This window comes from Rhizobium sp. PP-F2F-G48, assembly GCF_004342335.1.
In the GTDB taxonomy this organism is placed as follows: domain Bacteria; phylum Pseudomonadota; class Alphaproteobacteria; order Rhizobiales; family Rhizobiaceae; genus Ferranicluibacter.
Genome location: NZ_SLVH01000001.1, coordinates 835726 through 855756, shown reverse-complemented (window position 1 = coordinate 855756; position 20031 = coordinate 835726). Strand labels below are relative to the sequence as shown.

20 protein-coding genes are annotated in these 20031 nt (G+C 64.7%); 8 read left to right on the top strand and 12 right to left on the bottom strand.

Annotated elements, in window-relative coordinates:
* Positions 1 to 13: 13 nt before the first annotated feature.
* The 3 genes from C8J36_RS03900 to C8J36_RS03890 all read left to right on the top strand — a co-directional run bounded on the left by C8J36_RS03900 (position 14) and on the right by C8J36_RS03890 (position 943).
* Positions 14 to 235, top strand: coding sequence for a hypothetical protein (locus C8J36_RS03900; RefSeq protein ID WP_132532750.1), 222 nt, complete (start codon positions 14 to 16; stop codon positions 233 to 235).
* Positions 236 to 247: 12 nt separating this feature from the next.
* Positions 248 to 547, top strand: a complete 300-nt coding sequence (locus tag C8J36_RS03895; RefSeq protein WP_132532748.1) for a hypothetical protein — start codon at positions 248 to 250, stop codon at positions 545 to 547.
* Between the two features lie 159 nt (positions 548 to 706).
* Positions 707 to 943 (top strand): hypothetical protein, encoded by a 237-nt coding sequence (locus tag C8J36_RS03890; protein WP_062592924.1) that lies wholly within the window; start codon positions 707 to 709, stop codon positions 941 to 943.
* Between the two features lie 150 nt (positions 944 to 1093).
* On the opposite strand, the gene C8J36_RS03885 is transcribed toward C8J36_RS03890, so the two are convergent.
* The 3 genes from C8J36_RS03885 to petA are packed head-to-tail and all read right to left on the bottom strand — an operon-like array spanning position 1094 to position 3887.
* Positions 1094 to 1990, bottom strand: coding sequence for a cytochrome c1 (locus C8J36_RS03885; RefSeq protein WP_132532746.1), 897 nt, complete (start codon positions 1988 to 1990; stop codon positions 1094 to 1096).
* 32 nt (positions 1991 to 2022) lie between these two features.
* Positions 2023 to 3294, bottom strand: coding sequence for a cytochrome b N-terminal domain-containing protein (locus C8J36_RS03880; RefSeq protein WP_132532744.1), 1272 nt, complete (start codon positions 3292 to 3294; stop codon positions 2023 to 2025).
* 14 nt (positions 3295 to 3308) lie between these two features.
* Entirely contained in the window at positions 3309 to 3887 is a 579-nt protein-coding gene (petA, locus tag C8J36_RS03875) for a ubiquinol-cytochrome c reductase iron-sulfur subunit (RefSeq protein ID WP_062592920.1), read from the bottom strand.
* 500 nt (positions 3888 to 4387) lie between these two features.
* On the opposite strand from petA, the gene C8J36_RS03870 reads away from it, so the two are divergent.
* Positions 4388 to 5335 carry an endonuclease/exonuclease/phosphatase family protein gene (locus C8J36_RS03870; protein ID WP_165914937.1) on the top strand — a complete coding sequence of 316 codons (948 nt, stop codon included), beginning with the start codon at positions 4388 to 4390 and terminating at the stop codon, positions 5333 to 5335.
* A 13-nt stretch (positions 5336 to 5348) separates the two neighbouring features.
* Here C8J36_RS03870 and C8J36_RS03865 read toward each other — a convergent pair whose 3' ends face one another.
* Both C8J36_RS03865 and C8J36_RS03860 read right to left on the bottom strand, forming a co-directional pair.
* Complete coding sequence (locus C8J36_RS03865) at positions 5349 to 7232, bottom strand: ABC transporter ATP-binding protein (RefSeq protein ID WP_132532740.1); 1884 nt, start codon at positions 7230 to 7232, stop codon at positions 5349 to 5351.
* Positions 7233 to 7516: 284 nt separating this feature from the next.
* Positions 7517 to 9373: an ABC transporter ATP-binding protein gene (locus tag C8J36_RS03860; RefSeq protein WP_132532738.1), complete on the bottom strand. Its 1857-nt coding sequence runs from the start codon at positions 9371 to 9373 to the stop codon at positions 7517 to 7519.
* A 474-nt stretch (positions 9374 to 9847) separates the two neighbouring features.
* On the opposite strand from C8J36_RS03860, the gene C8J36_RS03855 reads away from it, so the two are divergent.
* Positions 9848 to 10303: a tRNA (cytidine(34)-2'-O)-methyltransferase gene (locus C8J36_RS03855; protein WP_132532736.1), complete on the top strand. Its 456-nt coding sequence runs from the start codon at positions 9848 to 9850 to the stop codon at positions 10301 to 10303.
* Here the strand turns inward: C8J36_RS03855 and C8J36_RS03850 are convergent.
* Complete coding sequence (locus C8J36_RS03850; protein WP_062593429.1) at positions 10300 to 10560, bottom strand: hypothetical protein; 261 nt, start codon at positions 10558 to 10560, stop codon at positions 10300 to 10302. The genes C8J36_RS03855 and C8J36_RS03850 overlap by 4 nt on opposite strands.
* A gap of 184 nt (positions 10561 to 10744) precedes the next feature.
* Here C8J36_RS03850 and hemF point away from each other — a divergent pair, with 184 nt between their 5' ends.
* Positions 10745 to 11656 carry an oxygen-dependent coproporphyrinogen oxidase gene (gene hemF / locus C8J36_RS03845; protein WP_132532734.1) on the top strand — a complete coding sequence of 304 codons (912 nt, stop codon included), beginning with the start codon at positions 10745 to 10747 and terminating at the stop codon, positions 11654 to 11656.
* 119 nt (positions 11657 to 11775) lie between these two features.
* Positions 11776 to 12051: a BON domain-containing protein gene (locus C8J36_RS03840; protein ID WP_132532732.1), complete on the top strand. Its 276-nt coding sequence runs from the start codon at positions 11776 to 11778 to the stop codon at positions 12049 to 12051.
* Between the two features lie 96 nt (positions 12052 to 12147).
* Here the strand turns inward: C8J36_RS03840 and C8J36_RS03835 are convergent, their stop codons facing one another.
* The 4 genes from C8J36_RS03835 to C8J36_RS03820 all read right to left on the bottom strand — a co-directional run bounded on the left by C8J36_RS03835 (position 12148) and on the right by C8J36_RS03820 (position 16549).
* The gene (locus tag C8J36_RS03835; RefSeq protein ID WP_062592908.1) at positions 12148 to 12759 is read right to left on the bottom strand and encodes an ABC-type transport auxiliary lipoprotein family protein; all 612 of its coding nucleotides are present in this window, start codon (positions 12757 to 12759) and stop codon (positions 12148 to 12150) included.
* Between the two features lie 271 nt (positions 12760 to 13030).
* Positions 13031 to 14401 carry an MlaD family protein gene (locus C8J36_RS03830; RefSeq protein WP_062592906.1) on the bottom strand — a complete coding sequence of 457 codons (1371 nt, stop codon included), beginning with the start codon at positions 14399 to 14401 and terminating at the stop codon, positions 13031 to 13033.
* Positions 14402 to 14465: 64 nt separating this feature from the next.
* The gene (locus C8J36_RS03825) at positions 14466 to 15485 is read right to left on the bottom strand and encodes an ABC transporter ATP-binding protein (RefSeq protein ID WP_132532730.1); all 1020 of its coding nucleotides are present in this window, start codon (positions 15483 to 15485) and stop codon (positions 14466 to 14468) included.
* A 14-nt stretch (positions 15486 to 15499) separates the two neighbouring features.
* A complete protein-coding gene (locus C8J36_RS03820; protein ID WP_245506456.1) occupies positions 15500 to 16549 on the bottom strand; it encodes an ABC transporter permease in 1050 nt (349 codons plus the stop codon).
* A 310-nt stretch (positions 16550 to 16859) separates the two neighbouring features.
* Here C8J36_RS03820 and dgcA point away from each other — a divergent pair, with 310 nt between their 5' ends.
* Entirely contained in the window at positions 16860 to 17840 is a 981-nt protein-coding gene (gene dgcA, locus C8J36_RS03815; protein ID WP_132532728.1) for an N-acetyl-D-Glu racemase DgcA, read from the top strand.
* Here dgcA and C8J36_RS03810 read toward each other — a convergent pair.
* Both C8J36_RS03810 and C8J36_RS03805 read right to left on the bottom strand, forming a co-directional pair.
* Positions 17792 to 19015 (bottom strand): MFS transporter, encoded by a 1224-nt coding sequence (locus tag C8J36_RS03810; protein WP_132532726.1) that lies wholly within the window; start codon positions 19013 to 19015, stop codon positions 17792 to 17794. The genes dgcA and C8J36_RS03810 overlap by 49 nt on opposite strands.
* Before the next feature lie 175 nt (positions 19016 to 19190).
* A complete protein-coding gene (locus tag C8J36_RS03805; protein ID WP_132532724.1) occupies positions 19191 to 20030 on the bottom strand; it encodes a UDP-2,3-diacylglucosamine diphosphatase in 840 nt (279 codons plus the stop codon).
* Between the last annotated feature and the right edge of the window lies 1 nt (position 20031).

Below are 20031 nucleotides of genomic sequence, written 5' to 3'. Positions count from 1 at the left end.
CGAAACCCGCCGCATGGTCTCTCGTGCGGCGGGTTTTTCGCGTCCGGTCGATCCGCAGGAAGAGCGGGTCATCGACGCGCCGGCTTCCATGGCCGTCGACCCCCTGCTGTTGAAACATCGTCTCGGAACACCAGATCACCTGTCATGGAACGATATCGTCCAGCAAATCGTTTTCGAGGTGCGATGCGGGCCCGACGCGTATCCCACCATTGAGAAACGCGTGGCCCGACATTGAGAGAGGTGATCCATGAACAGACTGGCTCTTGCCACCGCGACCGCCGCACTGCTGGCCCTGACGGCCTGCACCACGCCGGGCACGTCATCGGGTGCCGCCGGAAGCTCGGTCGCGCCTATTCCCGGCAGCATCACCTATGGCGGCCAGCCACAGACCAAGCTGACGAAATCCCCCATCGGCAGCACCTTCCCGCACCGCTTCCGCGCGCCCGATGGACGAGAATGGTCGGAGACCTACCGCATCGCACCGGACAGATCCCTCGATCTGATCTCGCGCCGCGAGATCGAACTGGACGTCGAAAACAACCGCTAGAGTGTGTCAGGGATCCGGTTGTCCCGAAAAGACGAACGACAGGAAAGGGAACGGGAGTTTGTCGGGAAAACGACCGACAGAGACCGGGCCGGGACATGAGTGCCCGACCACACACAGACAGCCCGACCGACCACCCACAGACAGAAAGAGGAGAAACAGATGACCAATCTCGACTTGCCCCAGGGCCACCGCGAGAATGAAACCAGAGCCACCAAAGCGGTCAACGTCGTCAGATCGGAAGCCGCAGCCGTTCGCCAGACGGCCACCGAGCATCCGTCCTCGACCGTCCTGCTTCTCGGCCTCGTCGGCCTCGCAGGCTTCCTCATCGGCCACGGCGTCGGCTACCGCAAAGCCGAGGCCGACCATATCCCGACATTCCGCCGCTTCTGGTCGTAAAACCATATCGGCAACAGCCCATCGGGCGACCGCTGTCAGCGGCGCTGGAGAGCGTACAAAAAAATGGCCTCGCGGAACGCCGCGAGGCCATTTTCATTTCAGTGTCTTGTCTGATGGAGACCTGAGCGGCCGGGCAAGGCCCGGAGCGCCTTAGTGCTCCTTGCTGGCGTAGACGGATTTCTTCGTCAGGTAGATCAGGCCGGTGAAGATCAGGAGAAAGATCAGCACCATGAAGCCGGTCCGCTTGCGCTCTTCCAGATGCGGCTCCGCGGCCCACATCAGGAAGGAGGCGACGTCGCGGGAATACTGCTCCACCGTCTGCGGAGAACCATCCTCATAGGTCACCTGGCCCTCGTTCAAGGGCTTGGCCATGGCCAGCGCCGCGGCATTGGCGAAGTAGGGGTTGTAATGCGTCCCCGCTGCGATCTCCACGCCGGCCGGCGGCTCTTCATAGCCGTTGAGCAGCGCGTGGATATAGTCCGCTCCGCCTTCCTGATACTGCGTGAAGATGTCGAAGACGAAGGTCGGGAAGCCGCGCTCGATGCCGCGCGCCTTGGCGATCAGCGAGAAGTCCGGCGGCGCCGCGCCGTTGTTCGCTGCGGCCGCAGCCTCGGCGTTCGGGAAGGGCGACACGAAATGGTCGGACGGCAGGGCCTTGCGGGTAAACATCTCCCCCTCGGCGTTCGGTCCGTCCTGGACCTCGTAATTCGCCGCGAAGGTCTTCACTTGCGCTTCGGAATAGCCAAGCTCTTCCAGCATGCGGAAGGCCACGAGGTTCATCGAATGGCAGGCGGAACAGACTTCCGTATAGACCTTGAGCCCGCGCTGAAGCTGGCCCTTGTCGTAGTGGCCGAACGGGCCGGCAAACGACCAGTCTTCTTCCTGCGGCTTCTTGATCGGGAAGTGCGGCGTTCCCCCGCCATGCTCCTCGGTCGCGGTCTTGCCCTCGTGCGGCGCGTTTTCCTGCGCCAGCGCGCTTGTCGCGCCGGCAAGGGTACCGCCCAGCACGAAGGCCGAAACGAAGAGGCCGGTGATCAGCTGTTTCATCGTCATGCTTTCCTTGGTCTCGTCTCTTGCCATCACGCCGCCACCGCGGTCTTGCGGGCCTTCTGTTCCAGCACCGCTTCGGTGATGGAGTTCGGAATGCGTCGCGGTGTCTCGACCAGGCCGAGAAGCGGCATGATCACCAGGAAGAAGCCGAAATAGTAGAGCGTGCCGATCTGCGACATCACCACATAGGCGCCTTCCGCCGGGCGCGAGCCGAGCCAGCCGAGCAGGATCGCGTTGACGACGAAGATCCAGAAGAACAGCTTGTACCAGGGACGATAGACGGCCGAGCGGACCTTCGACGTGTCGAGCCAGGGCAGGAAGAACAGGACGATGATCGCCCCGAACATCACGAGAACGCCGCCGAGCTTGGAGTCGATCGGACCGACATTGAAGGTGATGGCGCGCAGCATGGCGTAGAACGGCAGGTAGTACCATTCGGGCACGATATGGGCCGGCGTCTTCAGGGCATTGGCCGGCACGTAGTTGTCGGGATGGCCGAGATAGTTCGGCATGTAGAACACGAACCAGGCGTAGACGAGAAGGAAGATGGACACGCCGAGCGCATCCTTGAGCGTCGCATAGGGCGTGAAGGAGACGGTGTCTGTCTTGGTCTTCACCTCGATGCCGGTCGGGTTCGTCTGGCCGGTCACGTGCAGGGCCCAGATATGCAGCACGACGACGCCGGCGATCATGAAGGGCAGCAGATAATGCAGCGAGAAGAAGCGGTTGAGCGTCGGCTGATCCACGGCGAAGCCGCCGAGCAGGAACTGCTGGATCCACTCGCCGACCAGCGGGAAGGCGGAGAAGAAGCCGGTGATGACGGTCGCGCCCCAGAAGGACATCTGCCCCCAGGGAAGCACGTAGCCCATGAAGCCGGTCGCCATCATCAGGAGATAGATGACCACGCCGAGGATCCAGAGGATTTCGCGCGGCGCCTTGTAGGAGCCGTAATAGAGGCCGCGGCCGATATGCAGGTAGACCGCGATGAAGAAGAACGAGGCGCCGTTGGCATGCATGTAGCGCAGCAGCCAGCCATGGTTCACGTCGCGCATGATCTTCTCGACCGAGTTGAACGCGACGGTCGTTTCGGCGGCATAGTGCATGGCCAGCACGATGCCGGTGACGATCTGGATGATCAGCATCACCGACAGCATGGCGCCGAAGGTATAGGCATAGTTCAGGTTCCGCGGAACCGGATAGGACACGAAGCTGTCATGGACCAGCCGCGGCAGCGGCAGCCGCGAATCCACCCACTTTTCCAGTCCCGATGTCGGTGTATAGGTTGAATGTTCCCCACTCATATCGGCAATCCCCCTCAACCGATCTTGATGACTGTATCGGACGTGAACGCAAAGTTTGGCACGGCGAGGTTCATCGGCGCCGGGCCTTTTCGAATGCGGCCCGCCGTATCGTAATGCGAGCCATGGCAGGGACAGAACCATCCGCCGAAATCGCCGGCCTGGCCGAGCGGAACGCAGCCGAGATGGGTGCAGGAGCCGATCATGACGATCCAGTTTTCCTTGCCCTCGCCGGCCGAGCGGTCGATATCCGTCGCCTGCGCGTCGGCCGCGATGTTGGCGTTGCGCGCCACCGGGTCCTTGAGATCGGCGAGCTGGACGGCCTTGGCCTCCTCCACTTCCTTCTCCGTCCGGTTGCGGATGAAGATCGGCTTGCCCCGCCATTTCGCCGTCAGCGACATGCCGGGCTGCAGGCTGGACACGTCGACCTCAATGGAGGCGAGCGCGAGCGTCGAGGCGTCCGGCCGCATCTGGTCGATGAACGGCCAGGCCACCGCTGCGACGCCGACGGCGCCGGCCATGCCGGTCGCCAGATACAGGAAGTCGCGGCGCGTCGGCTCGCTCGGTGTCTCGCTTGTCGTGTGGTGTTCGCTCACGGCCTTTTCATCCTCTCAACCCGGCGGCTCGAAAAGCCGCACACGCGTCCCCGACGCCGGTTCTGTCCTCCCGCACTTGATCGAAAGAACGGCGCCAAATCAATAAGGCGAGACCAGCTCGCCACACTTTCTTGACCGCTTGCCCCGCGGCCTCCCCGCCGGAAAACCGGCAGCCCGAAGCCGCTCCGGATTCCCGAGCCATGTCCCGGGTTCTATGCTTGATAAACGGGCATGTCCAGCCTTGCAAATGCCGCAAGGCAGCCTTGCGTCAGTCCCACCGTGACGCATTGTCGCGGCCGAACGTCGCAGGCCTTGAATGACCCGCACCGCAAGCCGAAAGCCCGGTGCAAAGCCGGGGAACATCTCGTAGGCGTGCGCGGAGCGAAGCGTGCCCGCCCGCCCCGATCGCCGGCCTCCATGCCCCGTCGTTTATGCTGCGTTGCAGCATTTTCCGCTTCGTGCTACCGGCGTTTCAACCGGATCGGCAGAAAGAGCCCCGCATGCGCAAGACCCTCGGCATCGTCCTCAATACGCTTGCGATCATCGGCCTTGTCCTCTGCGCCCTGCGCTATGTCGAGACCCTGTGGCCGCTGCTGCTGCTCAACAGCATGCAGACCCATGTGGGGGTCGCCATCGCGCTTGCCATGCTCGCCTCGTTTCTCATCTGCCGCAGCCGCTTGAGCCTGCTCCTCCTCATCGCAGCGCTTGGGCTTGCCGGTCACGGCGTCCTGATGAAGCGCGAATTCGCGATCGAGGCGACGGCAGCCGACGAGGCGCTGGGGCCGAGCCTGCGCATCGTCTCGTTCAACATGCTGGGCGACAACATGGAAGGCGCCACCGCCATTGCCGACATGGTGATGGCGTCGGAGGCCGATGTGGTGGTGATTCTCGAGGGCGAGCCGCTGTTCATGCAGATGCAGCGCCTGGCCGCCGTCTATCCCTTTAGAATCGGCTGCGGCGAACACACGCCGACCTGCGATCTCCTGATGTTTTCGAAACACCCGCTGAGGGACATCTCGGTCGGCGATCTCAGCGATCTGCGCAAGGACCGGGTGATGTCGGCGCGGATCGCGGTGCCGGGCGGAACCTTCCGCATGGTGGCCGCCCATCTGTCGAAACCCTTCTTCGACAATTACCACATGAAGGAACTCGCCCACCTCACGGCTTTCATGCGCAACACCACCGAGCCCGTGATTCTGGCGGGGGATTTCAACTCCGGCACCATCGCGCCGGATATGCAGAGGATGCTCCGTGTCCTGCGCCTGCGCACCGTCCCGCGCGAACCGGCGACATGGCCGGTCCAGCTGGCCGATACCGGTCTCGGCGTGGCCATCGACCACATCTACAGCCGCCCGCCGCTCGTGCCGCTGTCGGTGAAGCGGCTCGACCGCGATTACGGGTCGAACCATGACGGCCTCGTCGCCGAATTCGCCTTCCGCGCTCCGTAACGATCGGCTGGCATCAAAACGAAGGTGTCGCCTGTGCCGCCTCGTCCCGGGCGAGGAAGCCGCCGGACTGCCGCGACCAGAGTTCGGCATAGAGCCCCTTCTCGGCGATCAGTTGCGCATGCGTGCCGTCCTGCACGATCGCGCCGGCATCCATCACGATCAGCCGGTCGAGCGCCGCGATGGTCGAGAGCCGGTGCGCGATGGCCAGCACGGTCTTGCCCTGCATCAGGGCGTCCAGATTGTCCTGGATGGCGGCTTCCACCTCCGAATCGAGCGCCGACGTCGCCTCGTCGAGCACGAGAATCGGCGCGTCTTTCAGCATGACGCGGGCAATGGCGATGCGCTGGCGTTGACCGCCCGAGAGCTTGATGCCCCGCTCGCCCACATGCGCATCGAATCCGGTCCGCCCGCGCTGGTCTTCCAGCCGCTCGATGAAGGTGAGCGCTTCCGCCCGCTCCGCCGCAAGCCGCAAGGCGCGATCGTCCGCGTCCGGCCGACCGAAAAGGATGTTGTCGCGAATCGAGCGATGCAGCAGCGAGGTGTCCTGGCTGACCATGCCGATCTGCGCGCGGAGCGATTCCTGGCGAACGCCGGCGATGTCCTGTCCGTCGATCGTGATCCGCCCACCCTCGAGGTCGTAGAAGCGCAGCAGCAGGTTGACGAGCGTCGATTTGCCCGCGCCCGAGCGCCCGACGATCCCGACCTTTTCGCCCGGCCGGATCGTCAGCGAGAGATCGTCGATGACGCCCTTTTCGCGCCCGTAATGAAAGCGGATCGCCTCGAACGCGATGCCCGGCTCCCGCACGACAAGATCCGGTGCCTGCGGCCTGTCCACGAGGTCGATCGGCTGCGCGATCATGTCGGCCGCGTTCTGGATCGTCCCGATATTGCGCATGATGCCGTTGAACTGCACCATCATCCGCGACAGCAGGAAATTGAGCCTGAGCACGAGCGCCAGCGTGAAGGCCACGGCGCCGGCGCTGATCGACCCCGCCAGCCACAGATGGACGCTGAGGGCCGCCATCGTCACGATCATGATGCCGGAGAGCAGCGCCATCGACGCCCGCACCCCGGTGATGAACCGAGTGAACCGCAGCGTCGTCGCCTGGAACGTGTCGAAACCGTCGCGCATATAGCGGTCGTTTTCCTCGTCCCGCCCGAACAGTTTCAGCGTCTGGATATTGGAATAGGCGTCGACCATCCGGCCGGACAGCATGGAGGAAGCCTCCGCCGTTTCCTTGGAATGCGCCCGGATGCGCGGCACGAAAAAGCGCGCCAGCGCGGCAAAGACGACGAGCCAGACGAGCACGACAGCGGCCATCGTCAGGTCGAGCTGCCCGACCAGCACCAGCGTCGAGACGGAGTAGATCCCGACGAACCAGACGCTTTCCATCAGCGAGGTCACCACGTCGCCCGCCGCCTGCCCGCCCGACCAGACCTTGGTGACGATGCGTCCGGAAAAATCGTTCTGGAAGAAGGAAACCGATTGCCGCGCCACATGCAGGTAGGATTGCCAGCGCACCAGATTGTAGAAGCCGGGAGTGATGATCTGCTGATCGACCAGCGCCATGACGAGCGTCACGACGAAACGGACGATGCCGATGAGAAACAGCATCCCCACCAGCTCCCGCCCGTGGTTCGCCAGCAAGCCCTCCCAGCCTGCCGACCGATCGACCGTCGCCAGGATATCCACGAGCCGCCCGACGAACCAGAACAAGGCCGCCTCGATCGCCGCGCTCATCCCGCCGAGCACCAGCATGGCGACGAACGGCGCCTTGGCCTGCCGGATATAGAACCAGATGAACCCCACCAACCCCCGCGGCGGCTGCAGGGCCTCCTTGTGCGCGAAGGGCTCGATCCAGGTTTCGAAATAGCGGAAGATGGGGCGCAGGAACATGCCGGGGAATATACGCGCCGGACCTGTCACGGCAATGAACGCGAGCCGCCGACGCGCGTTAAATTCCGTCCATGATCGGCCGATCTGCCACCCCATGCAGCCAGCCCCTCATCTGCCTGCCGGCATCGTCTCCCCGCTTGGCGGGGAGAAGAGACCCGGAGCGCCCGCCCCACGCCGCGACCACGTTCCCTCTCCCCGCCAAGCGGGGAGAGGGTTAGGGTGAGGGGCAGCCAAGCCCATAGAGCCCCGACAAGAAGCACGGCAAGCCGCAAAACCGAGGCCCGCTACTCCGCCGCCTCGTCCGCCGCGTCGTCGTCCTCCCGCAGGAAGCCGCCCGACTGGCGGGACCAGAGATCCGCATAGAGCCCCTTGGTCGAGACCAGCTCGGCATGGGTGCCGGTCTGGATGATCTCGCCCTGTTCGAGGATGACGAGCCGGTCCATCTCCGTCAGCGTCGACAGCCGGTGGGCGATCGCGATGACGGTCTTGCCGGACATCAGGGCGAACAGGTTCTCCTGGATCGCCTGCTCCACTTCCGAATCGAGCGCCGAGGTCGCCTCGTCGAGGATCAGGATCGGCGCGTCCTTGAGGAACACGCGCGCGATCGCGATCCGCTGGCGCTGGCCGCCGGACAGCTTGACGCCGCGCTCGCCGACCTGCGCATCGAGACCCTTGCGGCCCTGGTTGTCCTCCAGGATCGAAATGAAGTCCCAGGCGTTCGCCCGCTTGGCGGCCGCGACGATCTCCGCATCGCTCGCCTCCGGCCGTCCATAGGCGATGTTGTCGCGAATGGAGCGGTGCAGCAGCGAGGTATCCTGCGTCACGACGCCGATCTGGCGACGCAGGCTGTCCTGCGTCACCTTTGCGATATCCTGACCGTCGATCAGAATATGCCCCGATGAGAGGTCGTAGAACCGCAGGAGCACGTTCATCAGCGTCGTCTTGCCGGCCCCGGACCGGCCGACCAGGCCGACCTTCTCGCCCGGCGCGATCGACAGCGACAGCCGGTCGATGACCTTCTTGTGCTTGCCGTAATCGAAGCCGATGGCATCGAAGACGATACCGCCGCGCGCGGCATCGAGCACCTTGGCGTCGGGGACATCGACGATGTCGTGCGCCTTCGTCATCATCGCCATGCCGTCATAGACCGTGCCGATGTTCTCGAACAGCGCCGAGACCTCCCACATCACCCACTGCGACATGCCGTTGATGCGCATGGCGAGCGAGACGGCGATCGCGATCGAGCCGATCGAGACGTCGCTCGTCATCCACAGGTGAATGCCGAGCGCCGCGATGGCAAACAGCGCGATGCAGTTGTTGGTGTAGACCAGCACGTGGAACAGCGTGACCTTACGCATCTGCTTGTGCACGGTGCCGAGAAACGCGTCCATGCTGTCCTTGGCATAGACCTCTTCCCGGCCGGCATGCGAAAACAGCTTGACCGTCGCGATGTTGGTGTAGCTGTCGACGATCCGCCCCGTCATCATCGAGCGCGTATCGGCCTGCTCCTTCGAGATCTTGCGCAGGCGCGGCACGAAATAGGCGACGATGGCGATGTAGCAGATCATCCAGACGACGAGCGGCGCGAGCAACCGCCAGTCGGCCGCCGCCACCACGACGAGCATCGAGACGAAGTAGCTGACGACATAGACGAAGACATCGAGGATCTTCATCACCGTCTCGCGAACGGCAAGCGAGGTCTGCATGACCTTGGTCGCGACCCGGCCGGCAAATTCGTTCGCAAAGAACGTCATGCTCTGCCGCAGCAGGTAGCGATGCATCTGCCAGCGCGCGATCATCGGATAATTGCCGAGCAGGATCTGGTGCATGACCATGGAGTTCAGCGCCACGATGCCCGGCAGGCCGACGAGGATGATCGCGCCCATGATCATCAGGCGCGTCCCCTCCGTCTGGAAGAACGTGTTTCGGTCGGCCGCCGCCAACCAGTCGACGAGGCTGCCGAGGAACTGGAAGAGCGCGACTTCGCCGACGGCGATCAGCATGGCGCAGACCGCCATGATCAGCAGCCACGGGGCTGCGGGTTTGGAATAGTGCCAGCAAAAGGCGACCAGACCCTCCGGAGGCGCCTTCGGCTCCTCCGCGGGATAGGCTTCGAGGCGGGATTCAAACCAGCCGAACATGATCAGGCTCCAAAAACAGGAGATTCCGGAGCGATCCTTGAGGCCGAAAAGCGGTCGTGTCAGGGATCGCGGCGAGAAAGTGGGTGTTTGGAAGGCGGAAACATCCGCATTCGGGATAACGAAGCCGCAATCGGCGTCAGGCGGGGTTCACGGGAATCGCTGCTGGAAAGCACGATCGAACCTTGGCGAGCGGCGCTGGTATATCCGGAAACGGAGAAGAAGCGGCGCGAACCGGTTAGCGGTGCGAGGCGGTCCGAACGGGTCGGAGCCACATCATCCGGAGGTTGACGGTCACTGAGATATCCATGCAATCCTCCATCAGGTTCGTGTGGGCGCTGACAGTCTCTTAACGAAGTTTTCACGGCCGCACCAGATCGGCCTTCACCTTTTTTCGCGGTACCGGCTTTTTTCGCGGTAAAGGGCGACGGACCTTGCGCTGTTGCCAATTCGGCACGGATCGCCTACCGCACAGTCATGCTGCGCATCGCTCTCTACCAGCCCGACATTGCCGGAAACACCGGCACCATTCTGCGCCTCGCCGCCTGCCTCGGCCTCGGCGTCGATATCGTCGAGCCGGCCGGTTTCGACCTGTCGGACAGGAACCTCAAGCGCGCCGGCCTCGATTATCTCGCCTCGGTCACGCTCGCACGCCACGTCAACTGGCTGTCGTTCGAGGAAGAGCGCCAGCGACAGGGCCGGCGGCTGGTGCTGGCGAGCACCAAGGCGGCCCTGCCCTATACCCGCTTTGCCTATTCTGCCGACGACACGCTGCTTTTCGGCCGCGAGAGCGCCGGCGTGCCGGACACGGTCCATGCAGCGGCCGATGCGCGCGTCGTCATCGCCATGGTGGAGGGTCAGCGCTCGCTCAACCTCGCCATGTCGGTGGCGATGATAACAGGCGAAGCCCTGCGGCAGACAATGCCGGCCTAATCCGCCGTCGGCAGCCGGCGCATGGTGAATTCGATCCGGTCGCCGTCGAGCCGGCGCCAGCTTTCCACCTCGGTCCAGTAGGCCGCCTTGGGATAATGCTCGAACCATTCCAGCGCCTTCTGCCGCGCGGCAATGCGATCGAGCAGAAACGTCTCGCGAACGAACAGACCGCCGCCGGTCGCGGCTTGCCGATCGCGATGCCGCGCGATCTGCCGCTTCAACCCGTCAAGCGAGGGCGGTGCCGGAGGTCTTGCCATGCCACGCCCTTTCGTCTCGGGAAAACCGGTGGTGAGACCAAGATAGGCACCGCGGCGCGGCTTTGCGAGTCGAATCGTCGCACCGGGAATCCGGTAAAACAACGGGATAGGTTTGGCCGACGATTCCGCTCGTCACGGAAATGGTCTAGAAATGGTCGAACGCCACGCACCAAGGACCGCCGCGATGGAACGACCCGATCTGCCACCCGGCCTGCCGGACGATATCGAGGACAAGAAGCTGCGCGCCCGCGCCTGGTTCGAAAGCCTGCGCGACACGATCTGCACCGCGCTCGAGACGATCGAGGACGACCTTACGGGCCCCCTTGCCGACGAGCCTCCGGGGCGTTTCGAACAGAAACCCTGGGCGCGCGATGGTGGCGAAGGCGGCGGCGGCGTCATGTCGATGATGGCCGGGCGCGTCTTCGAAAAGGTGGGCGTCCACACCTCCACCGTCCATGGCGAGTTTTCCCCGGAATTTCGCGCCCAGATCCCCGGCGCCACCGACGATCCCCGCTTCTGGGCCTCCGGCATTTCGCTGATCGCCCATCCGGTCAATCCCAACGTGCCCGCCGTGCACATGAACACGCGCATGGTGGTGACCACCAGCCAGTGGTTCGGCGGCGGCGCCGACCTCACCCCGGTTCTCGATCGCCGCCGCGTCATGACCGACCCGGACACGATCCTTTTCCACAAGGGCTTGGAAATCGCCTGCGGTCGCCACGCGGTCGCCGATCACGCCCGCTACAAGGCCTGGTGCGACGAGTATTTCTTCCTGAAACACCGCAACGAGCCGCGCGGCACAGGCGGCATTTTCTATGACTGGCTGCATTCCCCGGACGAACAGGGCGGCTGGGAGGCGGATTTCGCCTTCACCCAGGATGTCGGCCGGGCCTTCGCCATGCTCTACCCGAAAATCGTCCGCGCCAACGTCAACAATCCCTGGACGGAGGCGGATCGCGACGAGCAGCTGGTGCGGCGCGGGCGCTATGTCGAGTTCAACCTGCTCTACGACCGCGGCACCATCTTCGGCCTGAAGACCGGCGGCAATGTCGAATCGATCCTGTCCTCGCTGCCCCCCGTCGTCCGCTATCCCTGACGCGTTCGGTGGCGCGGTTCGCCCGCGCAACCATTCGTCGCCAGAGACGTTTGCCCGATGACAGCGCCGTGCGCCCAGAGGCGCGGGATGAAAGGCGCGGGATCAGAGGAGACAACACGATGGTCTACAAGGAACGGACGTTTTTCGGCACGGATCCGGGTGATGCCGCGGCCAATCAGCCGGCGGATCTGGAAGCGCGTGTCGCCGATACGCTCGCCGCCATGCGGGATGCCGAGGTCAGCGACGTCAGCGTCGTCGCGCGCGGCAACACGATCGTCCTCGCCGGCTTCATCGGCTCGCCCGACGAGGCCGACCGCGCGGTGGACGCCGCGAAATCCGTCGAGGGTGTCGATGCGGTGATCAACCAGATGACGATCCCGCCCCTGCGCGGCTGAGGCGCGCCGGATTCCTGCACAGGAAAGACGGCACGGCGCCAGGGCGCGTCGTGCCTGAAAAGGCCGAACCGCCTGCGGCGGCGCAATCGCCGACCGTCAGATCGCGGTCAGCGTCCAGCGGACGATATCCGCCACCACGTCGGCCGCCGCGCGGTCGAGACCCTTGATATAGGCCGGCGCCTCGGTGCCGGTCACCGGCACGGTGGCGCGGAACGCCTTCTGCGCCCGGACCGTGCCGTTGCGGTCGTTGACGATCTTGGCGAAGATTTCGACCACGGCGGTGCGCGACCCCGTGGTGTCCACCTCGAAGGAGCGGATTTCGGTCACGACCTGATAGTCGATCGCGAGCCCCTCGCCGGGCTTGCCGACGCCGCCGACCTTGCCGGTGTTCTCGAAGGCCTGCACCAGCTTCGACTGGACCATGCGCGGCAGCCGGTCGCCCCACTGCGATTTTGCCAGATATTGCAGCTCGGAGCCCGAAAGACGGATGACGATCTGGTCGCTGTCGAGCGCCTTCAGCGCCGTCGGCTCGGGCACCAGGATCTGCTTGCTCGTGGCCGCCGGCCCCTGCACCGAGGGAACGGAGGACAGGCTGTAGGTGTCGTTGTTCGCCTTGCCCGCGCAGGCACTCAGCGGTGCCGCAACGAGAAGAAGAGCCAGAGCCCGGAGGAAACGCGATTTACCAGTACCGTTGACGTCCGGAAACATACAGCCATGACCCTTATTGATGGGGAGCAATCTAAGCGGCGACTTGAACAAGACAAGGGCGAAACGCCCCCATGGCATCGCCCGTAGCGCGGAAAAGCGACAAGCTGTGCAGCCATGTCACGATTCGTGCAGCAACGCGTCGCAAGAACACGCGCCGTGCGTTAAGCGACGGCTCTCAAGCGTGCAAAAAGCGCACGATCCGCCACGAAACCGGCGGTCGCTGCCGCCGGTTCAGCCCTGCACCCGAATCACGCGAACCCTCGAGGGCGCCTTAGCGACGCGTGCGGCCGTCATACTGCTTGACCGTCTCGCCACCGAAGAGAAGCCGCTGCGGGTTCTTGTCGAAGGTGGAGATGGTGCTGTCGAGCGACTGGACCGTGCGGCGGGTGTCGTCCACCAGCGCCTCGATGTCACGCAGGCCGGAACTCGTGAAGCGCTTCAGATTGTTGGCGATCGGGCCGATCTGGGCGTTGATGTTGTCGGCCACGCTGCGGAACGAGGCGAGCGTCTGGCGGGCGTCCTGCGAGATGCCGGGCGCGTCCGCATCGCCGAGGAAGCCGTCGAGCTTGACGAGGATGCCATCGACGCGGCTCGATGCGGCGTTCAGCTTGTTGGCCATCTGCGTCACATCGGTGATGGTCTGGTCGATTTCCGGCTGCCGCTCCCGCACGCTGTCGGCCAGCGACGCGAAGGTCGAGATGGCGCGACGGGCGTCGGCGCTCGCAACCGAGGCATCGTTGATGACGTTGCCGACCTTCTGCGAATCGACCGCGCCCAGCAGCGTATCGACCTTGGCGAGCGTCGTCGTCGCATTGGCGCCGAAGCGCTCGTATGTCTCGGCGGTCTTGCGGATCGTCGCGATCGTGTCGGACACGCCGGCGGAGGCCGCGGTCAGCTCGTCGCTCATGCGGGCGACGTTGGAGACGATGCGGTTCACGTCCTGCGGATTGACGGATTTCACCAGCGCATCGGCGGAGGTGAGCGTCGAATCGAGCTTTTCCGCCGCACTGTTGATCGAGTCCGACAGCGCGCTAACGCTTTCGAGGAATTTGTCGATGCCTTCCGAATTGTCGGCCAGCGACTTCGAGAAGCGTTCCGCATTGGTGATGGTGCCGGTCAGCGGTCCGCGGACGTCGGAGACGAAGCCCTGGATATCGCCGATGGCGTCGTTGGCGCGGTCCATGATCTTGTCGGCGGTCGCCAGCAGGCTGGTCACGCTCGACTGGTCGGCCTGGATCTGCGCCGAGGTGCCTTCGTCCAGCGCCTTGCGCAGGATGCTCGGCTCGCCCTTGTTGCCGCCGCTGAGCTCGATATAGGCGGCCCCCGTCAGGCCCTGCACTTCGAGCGTCGCCTTGGTCGAGGTCAGAACCGGCGCATCGGCCGAGACCTCCGTCACCGCCACCGAATAGCGCGGATCGTTGGCATTGATCGCGAGACTGCGGACGCTGCCGACCGGGATGCCGTTGAAGCGCACCGGCGAACCGACGCTCAGGCCGTTGGCCGAGCCGGGAATGCTCACCACGAGTTCGACCATCTCGCCGCCGCGGCCGAACTGGGACATCCAGTAGACGAACCCGAAGGCGGCGACGATCACGGCGATGGTGAAGAACCCGACGATCGTGTAATTGGCTTTGGTTTCCATCTTTGGCGTCTACCCTGTGGCCGCTCGGGCCTTATTGGAACTGTCTGAAAGTCTTGGGGACCGGTCAGCCCGCGCGCCCGTCCTGCTGGCTGCCCTGCGGGTTGCCTTGTCGATTGCCCTGCGGGTTGCCTTGCCGATTTCCCGGCCGATCGCCCGACATGTCGTTCTCGTTGCGCTGCGGCGCGTTCGCATCGTGGTGGCGCAGGTCCTCGCCGTCGTCGCGCACGATCGAGCGCGCGCGCTTGCCGCGGAAGTAGGACTGCACCCAGTCGTCGTCGGAGGCGAGCATGTCCTCGATCGTCCCCTCCACCATGACCTTCTTGTTGCCGAGAACCGCGATGCGGTCGCAGACGGAGAAGAGGCTGTCGAGGTCGTGAGTCACCATATACACGGTCAGCCCCAGAGTGTCGCGCAGCCGGGCGATCAATTCATCGAACTCGGCCGCGCCGATCGGGTCGAGACCCGAGGTCGGCTCGTCGAGGAAGACGAGGTCCGGATCGAGCGCGAGCGCCCGCGCAAGGGCCGCACGTTTGATCATGCCGCCGGAAAGTTCTGAGGGAAACTTGTCGGCCGCTTCCGGCGCAAGGCCGACGAGCTCGATCTTCAGCCGCGCCAGATCGTCCATGATCTCCTGCGGCAGGTCGAGATATTCCCGCATCGGAACCTGGATGTTCTCCTTCACCGTCAGCGACGAGAACAAGGCGCCGTGCTGGAACAGCACGCCGAGCCGCGTGTCGAGTTCGACGCGCTCTTCCTCGCTCACCGCATCATATTCGGCCCCGAGGATCTCGATCTTGCCGGAGCGGCGCGGCAGCAGCCGCAGCACGGTGCGCATCAGCACCGACTTGCCGGTGCCCGAAGGACCGACGAAGCCGAGGATCTCGCCGCGATAGATATCGAGGTTCAGCGCATCCAGAACGACATTGGACCCGAAGGCGACCGTCAGGTCCTTGACGGACAGGATGACCTCGCGCTCGCCCTTGCCATTGCCCTCGCCAGTCCCACCGGTCTGTCCGGGTCCGCGCTCGTCCGTCCGGTCCGGCGTTTGCGCGGCCGGGGTCTGCGTCTCGTCGGCGGTCTGCATCGATGTCGCCTCCATCAGAAATTGATCGCCGAATAGAAGATGGCGAAGAGGGCGTCGATGAGGATGACCACGAAGATCGACTTCACCACCGATTGCGTCACGTGCTTGCCGAGCGATTCGGCGCTGCCGCCGACCTTCATGCCTTCGACCGAGGCGACGATGCCGATGATCAGCGCCATGAAAGGCGCCTTGATCATGCCCGCCAGCACCGAGGAATAATCGACCGCCTCCTGCAGGCGCGCCAGGAAGGTGGAGAGCGTGATGCCGGAATAGATATTGACCACCATGGCCGCACCGGCAAGCGCCGCGAAATTGGCGATGATCGTCAGAAGCGGCAGGGCGATGGTCAGCGCCACGAGGCGGGGGAAGACGAGAATGCCGATGGGGCTGAGACCCATGACCTTCAGCGCGTCGATCTCCTCGCGCATCTTCATCGAGCCAACTTCGGCCGTGATCGCGCTGCCGGAACGCCCCGCGATCATGATGGCGGTCAGGAGCACGCCGATTTCGCGCAGCTGCAGGATGCCGACGAGATCGACCACGAAGAGTTCGGCGCCGAAATAGCGCAGCTGGAAGGCACCCTGCTGCGCGATGATCGCGCCGATCAGGAAGGACATCAGCGTGATGATCGGCACGGCCTGGACGCCCATGCGGTCGATCTGGTTGATGATCGCGGCCGGCGACAACCCGCTGTGGCGACCCACCTTCAGCTGCGCGCCGCGCACGGCCGAGCCGACGATGTACATCGCCGCGACCATGTCGTCCCACATCGACAGGACGGCCTTGCCGATCGGCTGGAACGCGCGGTCGGCGAGCGTGCGCGGCGGGCCGTCGTCCGCCTGCGGTTCGCGCAGTTCGGCAGGCAGCGCCTTCACCAGTTCGAGATAGCCGGCATTGCCGCCGTCGAGCGTCACCGCTTTATCGCCGCCGAGCTTCGTCATGAAGCGGCGGATGATCCACGCGCCGGCCGTGTCCATCGCTGAGATGTCGGACAGGTCGAACAGCACCTGCGCGCCTTGCGGGCCGCCGGCGGGTTTCGCCATTTCGTCCAGGCGCTTGACCACGGGGGGCAGGCCGGACGCGCGCCAGTTGCCGCCGAAACGATAGACCGTGTCCCCCTTCTCGCCGGAATCGTCGCGTTCGACGGTCGCTTCAGTCTTGACGAGGGTTTTGGTCACGCGGTTCTGGATTCTCTGTGCAAAGGTTGCATCGGTGTCGATCAGCAAACACTCATAGCGACTGCCGCTGACGATGTCACCGATGGAAAGGGGGCGAAGGACAAAGGTTAAGACAGGCAGTTGACGACCGTGATGTCGATGCCACGTTCTCCGGCAGGATCGTTGAGAAAGTTCGTTTCGGAAGGGCTATACGCAGATGACCACACTTGAGATCACCGTCGAACATTTTCCCATCGCGGGCGCGTTCACCATTTCGCGCGGCTCCAAGACGGCGGCCTCCGTCGTCACTTGCCGGCTGCGCGAGGGCGCGTCGAGCGGCATCGGCGAATGCGTCCCCTATGGCCGCTACGGCGAGACGATCGAAAGCGTGGTCGAGGCGATCGAAGCCTGCCGCCACGCGATCGAGCGCGGCATCGGTCGGGCGGAACTCGCCCGTATCATGCCCCCCGGCGCCGCCCGCAATGCGGTCGATTGCGCGATGTGGGATCTGGAGGCGAAGAAGAGCGCCCTGCCCGTCTGGCAGCTCGCCGGCCTGTCCCTGCCGCAGCCGCTCGTCACCGCCTATACGATTTCGCTGGCCGACGCCGAGACCATGGCCGCGCGCGCCGCAGAGGCCGCCTTCCGTCCGCTGCTCAAGGTCAAGGTCGGCACCGCCGACGACACCGCCCGCATCCGCGCCGTGCGACGGGCCGCGCCCGAATCGATCCTCGTTCTGGATGCGAACGAGGCCTGGACGGAAGACAATCTCGCCGCCCATTTTGCCGTCTGCGAGGAGGCCGGCATCGCGCTCGTCGAGCAGCCGCTGCCGGCCGGCCGCGACGAGATCCTGGCCCGCTTTTCCCGGCCCGTCCCCGTCTGCGCCGATGAAAGCGTCCACACCATCGCCGATCTCGGTCACCTCGCCGGCCGCTACGACGCCGTCAACATCAAGCTCGACAAGACCGGCGGCCTCACCCACGCCTTCGACATGCGCGACCGGGCGCGGGCATTGGGCCTCGACGTGATGGTCGGCTGCATGGTGGGCACCTCGCTTGCCATGGCGCCCGCGGCGCTCGTCGCGCAGGGTGCGGCCTTCGTCGATCTCGACGGCCCGCTGCTGCTGGCGCGCGATCGCGAGCCCGGCCTGCGCTACGAAGGCTCGCTGCTCATGCCGCTGGAGCCGGAACTCTGGGGCTGAAGCGTCCAGGCGACGATCAGGAGCGCAAAGCCGATGAAGGCGGCGACGGCCATGGCGAGAAAGCCGTGCACCCCGAACCAGCCGTAGAAAATGCCGGAGACGAAGGTGCAGAGTGCGGTGAACATGCCCGTATAGAAGAAATAGAGCCCCTGCGCCGCCGTCTCCTGCCGCTCCGCCACGCGCCGCACCAGCATGGTCTGCAGCCCCGTATGCATGATCGCATAGGTGAAGGCATGGGCGCATTGCAGCGCGAAATAGCCCCAGAAGCCGAGATCGAGCGGGAAGAGCAGCCAGCGCAGGATGGCGAGGCCCGCACCCGTGAAGATCATCGCCCAGAGGCTAACCCGGACCAGAATCATCTTGGCGGCCACGAACATCGCGATCTCCGCCGCAACCCCGGCGCTCCAGAGCAGCCCGACCTCCGTTCCGGAAAAGCCGATGCTCGTCCAGTAGAGCGCCGAAAACGCAAACAGCATGCCGTGGCTGCCGTTCACCAGCCCGACGCCCATCAGCAGCAGCTGGATATCCAGCGCCCGCAAGGCCTTTGGCGGGGGATCGGCAAGCGTCGTCAGCGTGGACGGACGACGCGGGGCGCCGACCCGGGGCGCCAGAAACGTCACGGCGACCATGGCGACGAAACCGACCGTCATCGCCGGCAGCACCATCGCGCCACCGAACCGGCTCATCAGCGCGCCGCCGATCATCGTCGCGCAGATGAAGGCGATCGACCCCCAGAGCCGCATCCGCGCATAGTCGAACCCCCAGCGCCGCACGCCGGTCAGCGCCACGGCCTCGACGATCGGCACATACGGCGAATAGACCACGCCCTGCAGCGTATAGACGACGAGAACCACCCAGAACCCGTGGGAGACGAACAGCCCGAGCGCCGTCAGAAGCGACAGGCCGGCCGACCAGAGCAAGAGCCGCGTCCGCTCTCCGAGCCTGTCCGCGATCATGCCCGCGACCGGCGCCGAAAACACCCGCACGAACATCTGCACCGCAAGGATGATCGAGATCTGCGCCGCGTCGAACGACAGCGACGACAGCCAGACGGGAAAGAACGGCATGGCAAAGCCGTTGATGAACAGCGGCGCACTGAAAAGCAGCGCGATCCGGGCCACGAATCGCGACGGCGGGGCCGGCTCGGACAGCCGGGACGGGAAAGGAGAATCCATCGGGAACGACCTGCTGCAACCATCCAGAGACCGGAATCGGTGTCGGGATGCTCTTCTCCGGCCGGTATTATGCGTTCCACCGGAGCGGAGCACGTCATTTTTGACGGAGAGCGCGGGAATATCGCCCCTGCCGGTCATCCCGACGCCGACACGATCCGGCGCCGGGCACGTCGCCTCAAGCGGCGTGACGCGCGAGAAACGACCCGACCAGAGCCTGCGCCTCGCTGGTGTCCTCGGTCGCCTGCGGCACACCGGCCAGCACGTTCCAGGTGATCAGCTCCATGCGTCCGTCCGCATGCTCGGCGATCGCCGTGCAGCTTTCCACCCAGTCGCCGGAATTCATGTAGCGGATGCCGTCGATCTCCTCGATCACGGCATGGTGGATATGGCCGCAGACCACGCCGTCCGCCTCGGCCTTGCGGGCTTCGGCCGCAACCACCGTCTGGAACGCGCCGATGAAGTTGACCGCGTGTTTGACCTGCTGCTTTGCCCAGGCCGAGAACGACCAGTAGGGCATGCCGAGCCGGCGGCGCACGGCGGCCAGACCGATATTGATGACGATCGCCGTGTCGTAGGCCCAGTCGCCGAGATAGGCGAGCAGCCGGGCATTGCGCACCACGACGTCGAACTCGTCGCCGTGCAGCACGAGATAGCGCAGACCGTCGGCGCTCTCGTGAATGTGGCGCGAGGCCACTTCGATGCCGCCGAAATGCGTGCCGGGGAAGGCGCGCAGGAACTCGTCGTGATTGCCGGGGATATAGATGATCCGCGTGCCCTTGCGGGCCTTGCGCAGCAGTTTCTGCACCACATCGTTGCAGGATTGCGGCCAGTACCAGGAGCGCTTCAGCCGCCATCCGTCGACGATGTCGCCGACGAGAATGATCGTATCGGCATCGTGCAGCCGCAGGAAGTCGAGCAGGTAATCGGTCTTTGCGGCCTTGGAGCCGAGATGCACGTCGGAAATGAACAGGGTCCGATAGTGCCGGACGGCGGGTTCGCTCACTCTCTTGTCCATC

Excerpts from the sequence above, each read along its gene's own strand:
- C8J36_RS03900 (WP_132532750.1), top strand. The coding sequence starts at position 14 with ATGGTCTCTCGTGCGGCGGGTTTTTCGCGTCCGGTCGATCCGCAGGAA.
- C8J36_RS03895 (WP_132532748.1), top strand. The coding sequence starts at position 248 with ATGAACAGACTGGCTCTTGCCACCGCGACCGCCGCACTGCTGGCCCTG.
- C8J36_RS03890 (WP_062592924.1), top strand. The coding sequence starts at position 707 with ATGACCAATCTCGACTTGCCCCAGGGCCACCGCGAGAATGAAACCAGA.
- C8J36_RS03885 (WP_132532746.1), bottom strand. The coding sequence starts at position 1,990 with ATGAAACAGCTGATCACCGGCCTCTTCGTTTCGGCCTTCGTGCTGGGC.
- C8J36_RS03880 (WP_132532744.1), bottom strand. The coding sequence starts at position 3,294 with ATGAGTGGGGAACATTCAACCTATACACCGACATCGGGACTGGAAAAG.
- C8J36_RS03870 (WP_165914937.1), top strand. The coding sequence starts at position 4,388 with ATGCGCAAGACCCTCGGCATCGTCCTCAATACGCTTGCGATCATCGGC.
- C8J36_RS03865 (WP_132532740.1), bottom strand. The coding sequence starts at position 7,232 with ATGTTCCTGCGCCCCATCTTCCGCTATTTCGAAACCTGGATCGAGCCC.
- C8J36_RS03860 (WP_132532738.1), bottom strand. The coding sequence starts at position 9,373 with ATGTTCGGCTGGTTTGAATCCCGCCTCGAAGCCTATCCCGCGGAGGAG.
- C8J36_RS03855 (WP_132532736.1), top strand. The coding sequence starts at position 9,848 with ATGCTGCGCATCGCTCTCTACCAGCCCGACATTGCCGGAAACACCGGC.
- C8J36_RS03850 (WP_062593429.1), bottom strand. The coding sequence starts at position 10,560 with ATGGCAAGACCTCCGGCACCGCCCTCGCTTGACGGGTTGAAGCGGCAG.
- hemF (WP_132532734.1), top strand. The coding sequence starts at position 10,745 with ATGGAACGACCCGATCTGCCACCCGGCCTGCCGGACGATATCGAGGAC.
- C8J36_RS03840 (WP_132532732.1), top strand. The coding sequence starts at position 11,776 with ATGGTCTACAAGGAACGGACGTTTTTCGGCACGGATCCGGGTGATGCC.
- C8J36_RS03835 (WP_062592908.1), bottom strand. The coding sequence starts at position 12,759 with ATGTTTCCGGACGTCAACGGTACTGGTAAATCGCGTTTCCTCCGGGCT.
- C8J36_RS03830 (WP_062592906.1), bottom strand. The coding sequence starts at position 14,401 with ATGGAAACCAAAGCCAATTACACGATCGTCGGGTTCTTCACCATCGCC.
- C8J36_RS03825 (WP_132532730.1), bottom strand. The coding sequence starts at position 15,485 with ATGCAGACCGCCGACGAGACGCAGACCCCGGCCGCGCAAACGCCGGAC.
- dgcA (WP_132532728.1), top strand. The coding sequence starts at position 16,860 with ATGACCACACTTGAGATCACCGTCGAACATTTTCCCATCGCGGGCGCG.
- C8J36_RS03810 (WP_132532726.1), bottom strand. The coding sequence starts at position 19,015 with ATGGATTCTCCTTTCCCGTCCCGGCTGTCCGAGCCGGCCCCGCCGTCG.
- C8J36_RS03805 (WP_132532724.1), bottom strand. The coding sequence starts at position 20,030 with ATGGACAAGAGAGTGAGCGAACCCGCCGTCCGGCACTATCGGACCCTG.